Raw genomic sequence first — 14,056 nt, 5'->3', positions numbered from 1 at the left:
TTTCATTCTATCACAAACAAATAACCCTTCATGCTGAAGGGTTATGCGACGTGTGTGCTCCATAAATCTTTAATTTGCTCTGTTAACACTGGTGTATGCTTCACGATGCTCTCAGCGATCACCGAATCTGAAATTGCTGTTTGTACAGTTTCATTTGGGAAAAGAGCTGCAAGAAAAAGGAAGAGAAATACAACGATATAGACTTCCACAAATCCAAGCAAACCTCCTAGCCAGCCATTAACTGTTTTTAATATTGGAAGTTCAGCCAGGAAGTCCAGCATCGATCCAATAATTTGCATCACGATTTTGGTAGCAAAGAACAAGAGCGCGAAAGCTATTCCACTGTAATATGTAGCTTCCAAATTTATTGCGTCGAACACCATTGCTGAAGCAGACGCTTCGCCGCCTAGTGATGGATAAGGTATCCAGAGCTTAAGATGAGGTGCAAGGTCACGGAAGTATGCATACGCAACGATAAACGATACAATAAAACCAGTTAAGTGGACCACTTGTAGGATCAACCCTCTACGCAAGCCAACTAAAAATCCACTCACTAGTATTATCAAAAGAATTAGATCAACCATCTTACGTTATTCCTCTTCTCTAAGTTTTTTCTTCAAATCTTCAAGTTCCTTTTTGATCATCACATATTCGTTAACTATATTTACTGCAGTCAATACCGCTAGTCGTTTTGTATCGAGATAGGGATTCATGCCCTTTATTTCACGCATCTTCTCATCGACTATAGTAGAGACTTCTTGAATATGTTGATGACTTTTATCGCCAACTATTTTATATTGTTCACCATAGATATCCACTGTAGTGCGAACTTTATCATGACTATCTGTCACCAAATAAGCCTCCTATCATGAGAAAGAATCCTAACTTGTATCATATCACGAAAATAAGTTGTTGAAAAATAAATTGGATAATTCTTGTTGTAGGTACAGTCTGCTATAATAGGTTGCAGTATAGCTAGAAAAGGGAGTTTTTATATGTCACAGGTAGTAATAACTGTATTACCATCCATTATGACGGAAATGAAAAATAAATACAACAGCATGTTAACCGATAAACAACCGCCAGGAAGCGTTTTTGTAGCTAAGTTGCCTTCCTGTACTATTACAGCATACCGATCAGGTAAAGTTCTGTTTCAAGGTGCGGGGGCTGAAACAGAAGCAAAACCATGGCAGTCTGCAGACGCTCCTTCACCTAAGAAGAAATCAGCTAAGAAAGTCGGTGACCATCAATACGCACCACCCTCTACCATCTCATCGTTATCTGCGATCGGAAGTGATGAAGTTGGCACAGGAGATTTCTTTGGACCGATGACGGTCGTGGCAGCATTTGTAGATAAAAAGCAAATGCCTCTATTAAAAGAATTAGGGGTACGAGACTCAAAAGGAATGAAAGATCCAGAGATTATCGAAATTGCTAAAAATCTGATTAAGACGATTCCATATAGCCTGCTTATTCTCCCTAATGAAAAATACAATGCAATGCAGAGAAAAGGGATGAACCAGGGTAAAATGAAGGCTTTACTACATAATCAAGCCATTCAAAACGTTCAGAAAAAAGTCCCTTCATATGATGCGATTCTCGTCGATCAATTTGCTAAACCAGAAGTATACTTCAATTACTTAAAAGGACAGCCTACGATCGTTAAAGATTCGGTATATTTTGCCACAAAAGCCGAAGAACTTCATCTAGCGGTTGCGGCAGCATCGATCATAGCAAGGTACTCCTTCGTTATGGAAATGAATCGCCTTGGCAAAGAAAACAATGTGGAACTTCCAAAAGGAGCTGGTCCAGTCGTGGATCAGGCAGCAGCGAAATTAATTCAAAAGCACGGTGAAGATGTTCTAAATAAAGTTGCAAAAGTACATTTCGCTAATAGTCAGAAAGCTATAAAGCTAGTTGAAAAGGCAAAGAGATCTAAATAAGACAAAAGAGCTGAAATCTATTTTCAGCTCTTTTTTTATTCTATCTACAGTATCCACAGAGATGTAATACCCATCTCATTTTACAATATACTGGAAGTAGTGCAAAAAGACTGGAGGAGGATATGATGGGAATTACGTTCATTAAATTAGCAGCTGTGTACCTATTGATCGGTGTTGGGATAGGGATATTTATGGAAATGGCACATGACCATACCCTAGCAGGTTTACATGCGCATGTTAATTTAGTTGGTTGGGCAACAATGGCTGCCTTCGGCTTGATCTACCACCAATTCGATATTTCCAACAACCTTATGGCAAAGCTTCATTTTTGGCTGTTCAACCTATCCCTTCCTTTATTCATGCTAGGTCTTGGTTTCCTGCTCTATGGAAACGATTCTCTAATCCTACTCGTTATGATCGGGAGCTTTGTTTTGTTTCTATCGATCGTCTTTTTTGTAATCAATGTTCTTAAAAACCTTAAAGCATCTTCTACCTGATACCATGAAAAGGGCTGTCGAGAATTACTCGACAGCCCTTGAGTTTCAAAGAGATGAAGTATTTAGCTACGTAACGCCGCTCCAAACTGCTCTTCGACAGCTTGTAGTACGCGATCGTGTGCACGCTTCACTTCTTCTTCAGTTAGCGTTTGTTCTGGGTTGTAGTATCTTAATGAGAAGGCAAGCGACTTCTTACCTTCCTCTAAATGCTCACCTTGATACACATCGAATAAATTGATATCGACTAGCTTGCTTCCACCAGCGCCTTGAATAACATTTTTTACTTCGGACGCTTCGAGCATCTCATCAACAACTAATGCAACATCACGTGTTACCGATGGAAAACGAGGAAGTTTCGCGTATTTAAGATGCTCCACGTTTGCAGTTAACATCTTCTCAAGGTTTACTTCAAACACAAACGTTTCTTTCAAATCTAGTTCCTTTTCAACTTCTGGATGAAGTTGACCAAGATAGCCGATTGCCTCACCGTCGAGATGAACAGCTGCCGTTCTTCCAGGATGTAGCTTAGGCTCTTGAGCACGAACAAAAGAAAGACGATCTTGAAGTCCGAGGTCAACCGCTAGTTCTTCCACTACTCCTTTCATTACAAAGAAGTCCGCAGGCTTTTTCTCTTTCTGCCAAGGATGCTCTTGCCATAAACCAGTCATTACCCCTGCAAGATGTTCTTCCTCTTTCGGAAGCTCTGATCCTGATGGTAAGAAGACTGATGCCGTTTCATATAGTGCAATATTCTCAAGCTGGCGATTCGTATTATATTGAGCAGCTTCAAGAAGATGAGGTAATAAGCTCGTTCTTAGCTCACTACGCTCCTCACTCATTGGCATAGCTAAACGAATTGCTTCAGGTGATTCGTCTGAGAAGAAAACACGTTTTGCTGGAGATGTTAAGGAATAGGTTACTGCTTGGTAAAGTCCAGCTCCTTCAAGCATGCGACGAACACGACGTCTTTTTACTTGATAATCCGTTAACTGTCCAGGTGTGCTTTCTGTAATTGGAAGGGTAGCTGGTACATTGTCATACCCATATAAACGACCAACTTCCTCGATCAAGTCTTCCGTAATCGTAATATCTGGACGACGTGGAGGAACTTGAACGGTAAACGTTCCACCGAAATTTTTATAAGAAAATTGCAGGCGATCGAAAATAGCCGCAACGTCTGATTCCGAAATTTCTGTCCCTAGTACTTGATTGATTCTAGCTACTTCCACACTTACATCTTTCGCTTCAACTTGACGAGCTCCTTGCTCAGCAACACCTCTTAAAACCGTACCGCCTGCAAGGTCCTGAATTAGCTGTGCTGCTCGTTCGCTTGCTGGAACAACACGATTGCGGTCGATGCCTTTTTCAAAACGAGAGCTTGAGTCACTACGTAGCCCTAGATCTTTTGAAGACTTGCGTACGAGCTTGCTATTAAAATAAGCAGCCTCAAGCAAAACAGTCGTAGTATCTCCTTGAACTTCAGAATCTGCTCCGCCCATTACACCTGCAACTGCTACAGGAGTATGACCGTTCGTAATAACGAGATGATCACTTGATAACGTCCGTTCTGTATCATCGAGCGTTACAATTTTCTCTTCTTGTTTCGCACGGCGAATCACAACTTCTTTTGACCCAAAACGATCATAGTCAAAAGCATGAAGCGGTTGACCATACTCGAGTAGTACAAAGTTTGTAATATCTACCACATTGTTGATCGGTCTGATTCCAGCAGAAACAAGTCTGTTTATAAGCCACTGCGGGGAAGGTTGGGCGGTAACATCTTTGATGATCGTCGCGCCATAGTATGGGGCGTCTTCTTCATCTTCAATTCGAACGGACACATGATTTTCAGCACTTTCTTCAGAACGAACAAGTTCAGGTGATGGCAGTGAGATCGGACGGTTCAATACTGCGCCTACTTCATACGCTACACCGATCATATTCATTGCGTCTGCACGGTTTGGCGTTAATCCTAGCTCAAGGATCGTGTCGTTAAGATTTAAGTATTCTAAAGCATCTTCACCAGGTGTTACCTCGTCACTGAATACAAAGATTCCTTCAGCATATTCTTTTTGAACGAGCTTACTTTCTACACCAAGTTCCTGTAGAGAGCAGATCATTCCGTGCGAAGGTTCTCCACGAAGTTTCGCCTTTTTGATTTTGAAGTTTCCTGGGAGAACAGCCCCCACTTTTGCGACAGCAACATACTGATCTTTCGCCACATTTGGTGCACCACAAATAATTTGGACAGGCTCTTCTTCTCCGATATCCACTTTACAAACAGAAAGTTTATCAGCATCAGGATGTGAAGCGCACTCAAGTACATGACCGATCACTACGCCTTTGATCCCTTTGTTCAAACTTTCAACTGTTTCAACTTCAATACCGCCTTTGGTAATCAGTTCAGCTAATTCATCAGCTGAATATCCTTCAATGTCTACATACTGACTTAGCCAATTTAATGATACGAGCATTGTTTCTCCTCCTTACGCTTATATATGATTGAACTGCTTGATAAATCTGCTGTCATTTGTATAGAAGTGACGAATGTCATCGATGCCATATTTGAGCATCGCAATTCTTTCAGGCCCCATACCAAAAGCAAAGCCAGTCACTTTCTCAGGGTCGAATCCAGACATACGGAGCACATTTGGATGTACCATTCCGCCACCTAAAATTTCAATCCATCCAGTCCCCTTACAAACTGAACATCCGCTTCCACCACAGTTGAAGCATGAAATATCCATTTCTACAGATGGTTCAGTGAACGGGAAGAAGCTCGGACGCAGACGAATTTCTCTTTCTTCACCAAACATCTTTTTAGCAAAAGCTTGAAGTACCCCTTTAAGGTCACTCATGCGAACGTCTTCCCCGACCATAAGTCCTTCGATTTGCATGAATTGATGAGAGTGAGTCGCATCATCCGTGTCTCGTCGATAAACTTTACCTGGAACGATAATTTTTACCGGTCCTTCTCCGTTTAACTTTTCCATTGTTCTTGCCTGCATCGGTGAAGTATGCGTACGAAGTAACGTTTCTTCTGTCACATAGAAAGAGTCTTGCATGTCACGAGCTGGGTGATCTTTAGGCAAGTTCAACGCTTCAAAGTTATAATAATCTGTTTCCACTTCAGGACCTTCTGCAATAGAGAAGCCCATACCGAGGAAGAGATCCTCAATCTCCTCGATCACTCTCGTTAACGGGTGATGGTTTCCTTTATTGACAGGACGACCTGGTAATGTAATATCGATGGTCTCTTGCTTTAACTTTTCCTCAACAGCTGCTTTTTCCATCACCTGTGTTTTCTCATCAAGTTTTTCAGAGATCGCTGCGCGAATTTCGTTAGCCAGCTGTCCCATCTTCGGACGTTCTTCAGCAGAAAGTTTTCCCATACCTCTTAAAATTTCTGTGATTGGTCCTTTTTTTCCAAGGTATGCTACACGAATATCTTGCAATTCCTTCATTGAAGAAGCAGATTCAATTTGAGACAATGCTTCTTCTTTAAGTGTTTGTAACCGTTCTTCCATCATTTTTACCTCCATTTCAATCTTTGTAAAAAATACCTACTTCAGTTTGTACAACACAATTGTGACAACCTTACTCGTTTAAAAAACAAAAAAATCCTCGCCCCACGGAAAGGGGCGAAGATTTGAGTTCGCGGTACCACCCTAATTCACTGATATGTAACATCAGCCTTGGTAAACGATAACGGTTCATAACCGGTCCGCTTTTGGGTATCAAGCGGCAACTCCAGAGTGAATTCAAAAGCGTTCCTATAGAAATGCTCTCAGTCAAGGCATTTCCTCCCTTAATAGGAAGAGGCAATTTACTACTCTCTATCATTGTTTTTAATATAATGAAGTTCTTTATAATTATAGAAAAAAAACGCTCAGTCTGCAAGCATGATTATGAAGGCATCAACCCGTACATAAGGATTCCGGCAGCAACAGCTACATTCAATGATTCAGCCCCACCGTAGATCGGAATATACACCTTGTCATGAGCAAGTTCTTGGAGTTCTTTTGAAACGCCGTTCGCTTCATTCCCCATAATCACAGCAAACTGCTCTGGACCCTGTAACTGATGATAAGGAGTTCCACCGCTAACTTCCGTTGCGTAAACCGAAACACCAGCATCCTTTAAGTCTTTCACGGCGTGGCGCAGATCTACTTTTTTTATAGGGATGTGAAAAAGAGATCCTTGAGTAGAACGCAGTACCTTACTGTTATAAAGGTCCACTGTTCCATGACCAAGCAACACACCATCATATCCTGCGCTATGTGCTGTACGAATGATCGTACCTAAATTACCTGGATCTTGAATTGCATCTAAGAGAATAAACTTTCCGGTTTCTGCTAAACTTGATTCAGACATTTTACAAACAGCCAAAATGCCCTGTGGTGTTTCAGTTGCAGTTAATTCTTTCATCACTTTATCAGTAACAGTATAGACGGCTGGTCGATCTTTAAACAGATTAATCTCGAAATCAGTGCTTTCTGAAATTATGATTTCTTGCACGAGCGCATTTGCTCTCGCTGCTTCTTCGATAATATGAGGTCCCTCGATTAGAAACGAAGATGCTTTCTCTCGTCCTTTTTTCGTCTGTAGCTTTTTCCAGTCTTTCACTTTTTGATTTTTCACAGATTCAATAAGCATAGTGCTCTCCTTCATTTTTCAATGATTCCATTATAGACGCAAGATCGAGAAGATTCCAATGCAATTCATGAAATTCCATTCTTTCGTTCATACTAAGATTGCTTGGTATACAAGCGAAAGAGAAAGGTGAGGTGGAAAGCATGGACCTTAACTTAAGAAAAGCCATCCTTGCTAACGTATCTGGTAACAATGAGGATCAGATAGAGGCAACGATTCTCGATGCGATCCAAAGCGGTGAAGAAAAAATGTTACCAGGTCTTGGTGTCCTTTTCGAAGTCCTTTGGAAAGAAGCCCCTGAAGACGAGCGTCAGCAAATGCTCTCTTACATGGCTCAAGGCGTACAATAAGCAAAATCCGGTGGCAAAAGCCACCGGATTTTGTGTTTGTATCGAAAAGCGGAAGGGACCGTTTAGGCTCGACAAGCGCTGGAAGCTAATGGAATGAACACGCTTTTTGTGTTCAATCCATTAGCTGAAGCGATTCGAGAGCCTGGTCCCTGTAGCTAGAAATGAAAAGCGAAAGGGGGCGGTAAGGTCCGACAAGCGCTGGAACCTTTCAATTTGAACACGATTTTTGTGTTCAGGTTGAAAGGTGAAGCGATCGAGGACCTGCCCACTGTAGCTAGACATGAAAAGCGGAAGGGGCCGTCTAAATCCGCAGGGAGTTGGAGCCTTTGTGAATGAGACGATTTTTGTCTCAATCACAAAGGTGAAACGACCGGAGGATTTGGCCCGCTGTAGCTAGACATCGAAAAGCGGAAGGGACCGTTTAGGCTCGACAAGCGCTGGAAGCTAATGGAATGAACACGCTTTTTGTGTTCAATCCATTAGCTGAAGCGACTCGAGAGCCTGGTCCCTGTAGCTAGACATGAAAAGCGAAAGGGGGCGGTAAGGTCCGACAAGCGCTGGAGGCTTTTATTTTACAAACGCTCCAATGATTCCGTGTCTAAACGCGAAACTCCGCTTTTCTTAATTAAACGTAATTTCCTTCACCTTTTCATCATCTAATTTCTTAATGACTTCTACGATGAGGTTTACAGCGTTTTCGAAGTCGTCGCGGTGCAGGATTGCTGCGTGCGTGTGGATGTAGCGTGTTGCGATGGTGATGGAAAGTGCCGGTACACCGTTCGCAGTAAGGTGAATTTTACCAGAGTCCGTTCCGCCACCTGCAATTGCATCGAATTGGTAAGGAATGTTGTTCTCGTCAGCAGTATCGGTTACGAAGTCACGAAGTCCTTTGTGACCAACCATAGATGCATCATACATGATGATTTGAGGACCTTTACCCATCTTCGACTGAGCATCTTTGTCTGATACCCCAGGTGTATCTCCGGCAATTCCTACATCAACAGCAAAACCGATATCAGGCTTGATCATGTTTGCTGCAGTTGTTGCTCCGCGGAGCCCAACTTCTTCTTGAACTGTTCCAACACCGTATACCGTGTTTGGATGATCTTCTCCTTTTAGTTTACGAAGCACTTCGATTGCAATGGCACAGCCAATACGGTTGTCCCAAGCTTTTGCCATCAGCATCTTTTCGTTGTTCATCACTGTGAATTCACAAACAGGGACGACAGAATCACCAGGTTTAACCCCCCACTCCATCGCTTCTTCTTTGCTTGATGCGCCGATATCGATGAACATGTCTTTTTTGTCGATCGATTTCTTACGCTGTTCTGCCGGAAGAATGTGAGGTGGCTTTGAACCGATAACACCCATGATGTTACCTTTTCTTGTCATAACATTTACGCGCTGTGCAAGCATAACTTGCTCCCACCAGCCTCCAACTGTTTGGAACCATAGGAAACCTTTATCATCGATACGAGTCACCATGAACCCTATCTCATCAAGGTGACCAGCTACCATAATTTTAGGACCTTGCGCACTTCCCTTTTTCATTGCGATCAAGCTGCCGAGGTTATCGGTCATCATTTCATCAGCAAGTGGCTCAATATGTTTTCTCATAACGTCACGAGGTTCACGTTCGTTACCGGGTACGCCATTCGCATCAGTTAATTCTTTCAGCATCTGCAACGTTTCGTCTAGCTTCGTCATATGTAGTTCCTCCTTATATGTATCCATTCATTGTTCATTATAACGTTTTTAGAAATGTTACACAATTGAGAACGCTTTAGTTCTAATAGCCTTCATTTTGTCTTTGGTGGTTTATTTCGTTTTTCTTCAGGTAAGCATCTTCCATTTCACTAACACTTAAATCGAGTGTAGCCCCAAGCTGTAAATATTTTTCAAACAACTTTTTAAAATACTCCTCGGTTTGATTTTGCCCAAGAGCATCGATCGCATGATATACTTTTTGAAACGCATCAACAGGAGAACCGCTAGAATCGAGCTGTTCATAATTTGTAATGTCGGAGATGCCAAGTTCAAGACCTAACGATAGTATAAAGTGAATACCGTCTACATATTCCTCTACTATCACATCTCTAGGAGCAGGCGATTTCGTACTCCAATACTTGAAACACCTCGTTTCATTAGCAAGCTCTCCCACTTCTACTTGTAAAGCGAGTAGCTTTCTATGAAACAATAGGTCATTCTGTAGCTGATGTTCTTCTATGATTCGTTCGTCCAATGCTTTTTGAAGTTCAAACAAACGTTTAACGTTCAATCTCATCGTCCTCTCGTTAAATTAATTATTTTTTTGAAACCTTTCTTTATCATAAACGTAAACAGTAGTGAAGCATAGTGAAAACGAGGTGCTGCCAAATGATTATTGTTCTGTTTCGATTAGTTATTCTTGCTGCAATGGTACTTATCGCGTACTCAGTTATCCGTTTTTTAGCCGACCCTAAAAGAAAACTTGAAAAAGCCTACGATCATAAACAATACTATTTTTTAGATGACACGTCGAACGTACGAAAGAATTTTCTCGTCACGTACAAAGGAGCCCTGTTTGAAGGAGAGAAGTACCTTGGTACGACCGATAACTCCTTCGATATCATTACCATTTCTGTGAGCGTTAAGAATGCTTCTGAGTTATATTTGCTAGAGAAAGAAGATTTTTATTTCCTGGAAAAAGAAATGGACTTGCGGTATCCATGTGCTGAAATCGAATGGAAAAGTCCAGTTAAAGAGTTTCTTCGTCATAGAGAAAATTCATAATAAAAGACGACCTTGCCACGTGGCAAGGTCGTCTTTTTTATCGAACAGGCTGAAAAAATTCATCCCACTTCATGATCCATTCTCGTCTTCTTAATAAGTGAAATAAAATAACCAATCCCATCATGATCAAAACAATCAACATGGGTTCTAACCCTTTGATTGCTGTTCCAAAAAATGAGTACATCAAAGCGAGCGGGATATTTGTAAGAAAAGATGATCGTAAATATTCCTTAAAATTTTTTGAAACTTCGATCAAGCAAAGTGAAATGAAATGAAAGTGCACAAATGGTATTAACCTTAAAATTGCGATTTGTCCAACCGACATAGGCATCCTTTTTTTCATCCATTTTTTCTTTAATGTAGTGACCTTATTAAATAACAAGGGAGAGCGCTTGATCAAAAAATAAAACACGATGCTTACGACCGTAATTCCTATGACGGAATAGATTGTTCCATACACCGCGCCAAACAATACTCCCCCTGCCATACAAATGACGCTGACGGGCACAAAGATAAACTGACGTAAGAAGTGCAATACAATAAAATAGAGCGGGGCATAGACTCCACTGTTAGAAACAACTTCGATGAGAGGCAGGACAAGCTCATTCATGATGTTCCCCCCTTCTCCTTTACGTTTATGACATGAGACGAGCAGTTATGTCAAAACCTGCGGTTAGGTGAAAGAATATTTTTTTGGAAATAGGTGGACAATAAGTGAGCATTTCACCAATACGGTATGAGGAGGCTGTTTAAATGGATGAGCTTGTAATAGCCCGTTCACTTTTTGGAATGACGATGGGCGTACATATTATCTATGCCACCTTAGGTGTAGGTCTACCGCTGATGGTTCTTGTAGCTGAGCTGATGTACCAAAAGACCAAAGACAAAGATTACGCTATTATGGCAACACGTTGGACAAAGGGGTTTGCAGTTCTTCTTGGAGTCGCCATTCCGACTGGAACGATTGCAGGGGTCCAACTTTCCCTCCTATGGCCCGGATTCATGGAAGCCGTCGGCCGTGTCATCGCGCTTCCGTTCCAAATTGAAATCTATGCTTTCTTTCTAGAAGCTCTGTTTATGTCAATCTATGTTTACGCTGCTGATCGACTATCTCCTCTTATGAGAATTGTAAGCGTAACGCTAGTTGCTATTGGCGCAAGTGCCTCTGCCATTCTGATTACGAATGTTCATGCTTTCGAAGGCACTCCAGCTGGTTTCGATTTCATAGATGGCAAATTCGTTAATGTAGATCCATGGGAAGCTTTTTTCAACCCTTCGTTCATCGTAACGGCTGGTCATGTTACTGTTTCAGCATTGATGACCGGTGCATTCGTTATCGCTTCAATTGCCGCCTACAAAATGATTCGCCTCAAAGGGAATTCAAGAGAATATAAATTTCACCATAAAGCATTGATGATGGGGTTAGCGATCGGAGGAATCTTCTCGCTATTAACATCGCTCAATGGACATGAATCAGCCCAGCAGCTGCATGCATATCAACCTGAAAAGCTTGCAGCAGCAGAAGGGCTTTTCGAAACACAAACGCATGCACCGCTAGCAATTGGTGGTTTTACAGATAAAGAGGAACGTGAAGTAAAGTGGGCGATCGAAATACCATGGGCTTTAAGTTATCTAGCAGATGACTCTTTTGAAACGGAAGTTCTAGGACTTGAAGAGTTTCCTGAAGATGAATGGCCTCCTCTTTTCGTTCACACGTTATTTAACGCGATGGTCGGGATTGGCTCACTGCTAATCTTACTCTCGATCGCGGGATTCACGTGGTACAGGCTACTCAAAAAACGAAGCTTTCCACGATGGCTTATGTGGGCCTTTATTGCAGCTGGACCCCTTGCAATGACGGCAATTGAATTTGGGTGGATCTTTGCTTGTACTGGGAGACAGCCATGGGTTATTTACCGTGTTATGAAAACAGAAGATGCTGTAACGACCTCTGGCAATATCGGACTCTTATTTGTGCTATTTTTAATCATCTATATCATTCTAATGATTTCTACGGTTCTAGTCTTACGTTATTACTTCAAGAAGAACCCGGTAGCACAAGAGCTAGATCACTAATTAAAAATGAGGTGTTATTGACATGTCAGAGGCACTATATGCCATCACACTAATATGGGGGATTGTTTTTATTTACGCGGTTATGGCAACGATTGACTTCGGGGCAGGCTTTTGGGCAATGGTCTATCTAAACAAGAAAAATACGAAAGCTACCTCCATCGCAAACAGATACTTATCTCCTTCATGGGAAGTAACAAACGTATTTATCGTCGCGATTGTCGTTGCGCTTTTCAGCTTTTTTCCCGGTGCTACGTTTACACTCGGCACTGTTTTACTCATACCTGGAAGCCTCATCATACTTTTTCTTGCGATTCGAAGTGCCTTTCTTGTTTTTTCACACTCCGCTAATGAGCAGTACAAGAAATTCCTAACTCTTGTTTCAGGAATTACAGGTTTTCTCATTCCTGCTCTATTAATTGCAGTATTACCTATCACACAAGGAGGGTTCATCACACCTTCAGATGGGGTTGGTCGTCTGGATATGATCGCACTCTTTTCTAGTTTTAACGTTTATGCGTTTATGGGTTTCGCCATCTCTAGCACATTGTTTCTATCTTCTCTGTTGTTAGCGGACTACTCAAACGTTGCTGGGGATTCAGAAGCATATGAAATTTATAGAAGAGACGCGATCCTAGTAGGTCCTCTCTCCCTTGCGATGGCTGCTCTCATCGTGCTGACGATCCGGTTTGAAGCGAACTGGCTTTATGAGAACTTATTAGATTTCACCCCTTGGTTAGTAGGATCGATCATCACGTTTTTTATTGGATACATCGCCTTGTTTATTCCTAGAAAAAACGGAAAAGGCATCCCACGTTTGGCAATGGTAAGCGTCGTTATTCAATATCTACTTGCTAGCTATGCGTATGGATCAGCACACTTGCCTTACATTGTCTATCCAGATGTGACGATCGAAACAGGTTTTACAAACCCTGCAACATTTCGTGCATTGATCATCACCTACATCGTTGCATTCTTCATATTGACTCCTGGTTTTATCTATTTCTGGCGCCTTTTTCTAAAAGATAAACGGTATTTAAAACAGAACGAATCTTGAGTATGTGCTAGTAATGCTTCATTTCATTAAGTAATAAATTCCTGCAACGCACGCAACGTTTAGAATGACTGCTAGTGGCAGTCCATACTGAAACGAAGCGTGCTTTGTTTTATGTCTGAATTGCTTCATTCCGAGATAACCGCCGATCGCTCCTCCTAGTATGTACGAAGTCCATAATGTTTTCTCAGATATACGGGACTTACGTTTTCTGGCCTTACGTTTATCGACTCCCATCAACAGGTAACTACACACATTTATGCACACGATGTAAAGCACTATAGCTATCATCAATTCAATCTCCTTATATAAAAAGCCACCCTCATATCATGAGGATGGCTTATCTAATTACTTCAAGTTTTCTTTTGCTTTAGATGCAAGTTGTGCGAATGCTTTTTCGTCACTGATAGCAAGCTCAGCAAGCATTTTACGGTTTACTTCGATTCCAGCAGTCTTAAGACCGAACATTAGACGGCTGTAAGAAAGTCCGTTCATGCGAGCAGCAGCGTTGATACGAGTGATCCAAAGCTTACGGAAGTCACGCTTTTTCTGACGACGGTCACGATAAGCGTACATGTTTGATTTCATAACTTGCTGATTAGCAACTTTGAAAAGTAAAGACTTAGATCCGAAATATCCTTTTGCAAGTTTTAACGTTCTTTTACGTCTGCGACGTGTTACGTAGCCACCTTTTACTCTTGGCATACTAAACCC

Annotated in this window: 16 protein-coding genes and 1 other annotated feature; of the genes, 6 read left to right on the top strand and 10 right to left on the bottom strand. The window is 41.7% G+C overall.

The window, feature by feature from the left end:
- Positions 1-41: 41 nt before the first annotated feature.
- A complete protein-coding gene (locus tag ACXAEY_RS06175; protein WP_270179523.1) occupies positions 42-584 on the bottom strand; it encodes a CvpA family protein in 543 nt (180 codons plus the stop codon).
- A gap of 6 nt (positions 585-590) precedes the next feature.
- Entirely contained in the window at positions 591-851 is a 261-nt protein-coding gene (gene zapA, locus ACXAEY_RS06170; RefSeq protein WP_270179524.1) for a cell division protein ZapA, read from the bottom strand.
- A gap of 144 nt (positions 852-995) precedes the next feature.
- Here zapA and rnhC point away from each other — a divergent pair, with 144 nt between their 5' ends.
- Both rnhC and ACXAEY_RS06160 read left to right on the top strand, forming a co-directional pair.
- On the top strand, positions 996-1,943 hold the full coding sequence (gene rnhC / locus ACXAEY_RS06165; RefSeq protein ID WP_474810882.1) for a ribonuclease HIII: 948 nt from the start codon (positions 996-998) through the stop codon (positions 1,941-1,943).
- A gap of 125 nt (positions 1,944-2,068) precedes the next feature.
- Entirely contained in the window at positions 2,069-2,440 is a 372-nt protein-coding gene (locus ACXAEY_RS06160) for a cytochrome-c oxidase (RefSeq protein ID WP_474810881.1), read from the top strand.
- Positions 2,441-2,502: 62 nt separating this feature from the next.
- Here the strand turns inward: ACXAEY_RS06160 and pheT are convergent, their stop codons facing one another.
- From pheT to ACXAEY_RS06145, 3 genes are all read right to left on the bottom strand, one after another.
- Entirely contained in the window at positions 2,503-4,914 is a 2,412-nt protein-coding gene (gene pheT, locus ACXAEY_RS06155; protein ID WP_474810880.1) for a phenylalanine--tRNA ligase subunit beta, read from the bottom strand.
- Between the two features lie 18 nt (positions 4,915-4,932).
- A complete protein-coding gene (gene pheS / locus ACXAEY_RS06150; protein WP_270179528.1) occupies positions 4,933-5,967 on the bottom strand; it encodes a phenylalanine--tRNA ligase subunit alpha in 1,035 nt (344 codons plus the stop codon).
- A gap of 107 nt (positions 5,968-6,074) precedes the next feature.
- Positions 6,075-6,292, bottom strand: a binding site (T-box leader).
- 54 nt (positions 6,293-6,346) lie between these two features.
- Positions 6,347-7,096 carry a TrmH family RNA methyltransferase gene (locus ACXAEY_RS06145; protein ID WP_474810879.1) on the bottom strand — a complete coding sequence of 250 codons (750 nt, stop codon included), beginning with the start codon at positions 7,094-7,096 and terminating at the stop codon, positions 6,347-6,349.
- 140 nt (positions 7,097-7,236) lie between these two features.
- On the opposite strand from ACXAEY_RS06145, the gene sspI reads away from it, so the two are divergent.
- Positions 7,237-7,443 carry a small acid-soluble spore protein SspI gene (sspI, locus tag ACXAEY_RS06140; protein WP_270179530.1) on the top strand — a complete coding sequence of 69 codons (207 nt, stop codon included), beginning with the start codon at positions 7,237-7,239 and terminating at the stop codon, positions 7,441-7,443.
- Between the two features lie 621 nt (positions 7,444-8,064).
- On the opposite strand, the gene ACXAEY_RS06135 is transcribed toward sspI, so the two are convergent.
- A complete protein-coding gene (locus ACXAEY_RS06135) occupies positions 8,065-9,150 on the bottom strand; it encodes a M42 family metallopeptidase (RefSeq protein ID WP_270179531.1) in 1,086 nt (361 codons plus the stop codon).
- 82 nt (positions 9,151-9,232) lie between these two features.
- Entirely contained in the window at positions 9,233-9,727 is a 495-nt protein-coding gene (locus ACXAEY_RS06130; RefSeq protein WP_474810878.1) for a dUTP diphosphatase, read from the bottom strand.
- A 92-nt stretch (positions 9,728-9,819) separates the two neighbouring features.
- Here ACXAEY_RS06130 and ACXAEY_RS06125 point away from each other — a divergent pair, with 92 nt between their 5' ends.
- On the top strand, positions 9,820-10,215 hold the full coding sequence (locus ACXAEY_RS06125; RefSeq protein ID WP_270179533.1) for a sigma-w pathway protein ysdB: 396 nt from the start codon (positions 9,820-9,822) through the stop codon (positions 10,213-10,215).
- A 37-nt stretch (positions 10,216-10,252) separates the two neighbouring features.
- Here ACXAEY_RS06125 and ACXAEY_RS06120 read toward each other — a convergent pair whose 3' ends face one another.
- Positions 10,253-10,825: a TVP38/TMEM64 family protein gene (locus ACXAEY_RS06120; protein ID WP_474810877.1), complete on the bottom strand. Its 573-nt coding sequence runs from the start codon at positions 10,823-10,825 to the stop codon at positions 10,253-10,255.
- A 143-nt stretch (positions 10,826-10,968) separates the two neighbouring features.
- Here ACXAEY_RS06120 and ACXAEY_RS06115 point away from each other — a divergent pair, with 143 nt between their 5' ends.
- Positions 10,969-12,291: a cytochrome ubiquinol oxidase subunit I gene (locus tag ACXAEY_RS06115; protein ID WP_270179535.1), complete on the top strand. Its 1,323-nt coding sequence runs from the start codon at positions 10,969-10,971 to the stop codon at positions 12,289-12,291.
- Positions 12,292-12,307: 16 nt separating this feature from the next.
- Positions 12,308-13,345 (top strand): cytochrome d ubiquinol oxidase subunit II, encoded by a 1,038-nt coding sequence (locus ACXAEY_RS06110; RefSeq protein ID WP_474814747.1) that lies wholly within the window; start codon positions 12,308-12,310, stop codon positions 13,343-13,345.
- Between the two features lie 18 nt (positions 13,346-13,363).
- Here ACXAEY_RS06110 and ACXAEY_RS06105 read toward each other — a convergent pair whose 3' ends face one another.
- Both ACXAEY_RS06105 and rplT read right to left on the bottom strand, forming a co-directional pair.
- Entirely contained in the window at positions 13,364-13,633 is a 270-nt protein-coding gene (locus ACXAEY_RS06105) for a DUF1294 domain-containing protein (RefSeq protein WP_474810876.1), read from the bottom strand.
- A 57-nt stretch (positions 13,634-13,690) separates the two neighbouring features.
- Positions 13,691-14,047 (bottom strand): 50S ribosomal protein L20, encoded by a 357-nt coding sequence (gene rplT / locus ACXAEY_RS06100; RefSeq protein WP_270179537.1) that lies wholly within the window; start codon positions 14,045-14,047, stop codon positions 13,691-13,693.
- Positions 14,048-14,056: the final 9 nt, after the last annotated feature.

Source organism: Anaerobacillus sp. ABA4_114, from assembly GCF_056159065.1.
The sequence above is the reverse complement of the archived record's forward strand: the minus strand, read 5'-3'. Positions and strand labels throughout refer to the sequence as shown.

What these genes read in the sequence shown, in the direction of transcription:
- ACXAEY_RS06135 (WP_270179531.1), bottom strand. Translation starts at nt 9,150, where the DNA reads ATGACGAAGCTAGACGAAACGTTGCAGATGCTGAAAGAATTAACTGAT.
- pheT (WP_474810880.1), bottom strand. Translation starts at nt 4,914, where the DNA reads ATGCTCGTATCATTAAATTGGCTAAGTCAGTATGTAGACATTGAAGGA.
- ACXAEY_RS06145 (WP_474810879.1), bottom strand. Translation starts at nt 7,096, where the DNA reads ATGCTTATTGAATCTGTGAAAAATCAAAAAGTGAAAGACTGGAAAAAG.
- ACXAEY_RS06105 (WP_474810876.1), bottom strand. Translation starts at nt 13,633, where the DNA reads ATGATAGCTATAGTGCTTTACATCGTGTGCATAAATGTGTGTAGTTAC.
- pheS (WP_270179528.1), bottom strand. Translation starts at nt 5,967, where the DNA reads ATGGAAGAACGGTTACAAACACTTAAAGAAGAAGCATTGTCTCAAATT.
- rnhC (WP_474810882.1), top strand. Translation starts at nt 996, where the DNA reads ATGTCACAGGTAGTAATAACTGTATTACCATCCATTATGACGGAAATG.
- ACXAEY_RS06115 (WP_270179535.1), top strand. Translation starts at nt 10,969, where the DNA reads ATGGATGAGCTTGTAATAGCCCGTTCACTTTTTGGAATGACGATGGGC.
- ACXAEY_RS06125 (WP_270179533.1), top strand. Translation starts at nt 9,820, where the DNA reads ATGATTATTGTTCTGTTTCGATTAGTTATTCTTGCTGCAATGGTACTT.
- ACXAEY_RS06160 (WP_474810881.1), top strand. Translation starts at nt 2,069, where the DNA reads ATGGGAATTACGTTCATTAAATTAGCAGCTGTGTACCTATTGATCGGT.
- rplT (WP_270179537.1), bottom strand. Translation starts at nt 14,047, where the DNA reads ATGCCAAGAGTAAAAGGTGGCTACGTAACACGTCGCAGACGTAAAAGA.
- sspI (WP_270179530.1), top strand. Translation starts at nt 7,237, where the DNA reads ATGGACCTTAACTTAAGAAAAGCCATCCTTGCTAACGTATCTGGTAAC.
- ACXAEY_RS06120 (WP_474810877.1), bottom strand. Translation starts at nt 10,825, where the DNA reads ATGAATGAGCTTGTCCTGCCTCTCATCGAAGTTGTTTCTAACAGTGGA.
- ACXAEY_RS06130 (WP_474810878.1), bottom strand. Translation starts at nt 9,727, where the DNA reads ATGAGATTGAACGTTAAACGTTTGTTTGAACTTCAAAAAGCATTGGAC.
- ACXAEY_RS06175 (WP_270179523.1), bottom strand. Translation starts at nt 584, where the DNA reads ATGGTTGATCTAATTCTTTTGATAATACTAGTGAGTGGATTTTTAGTT.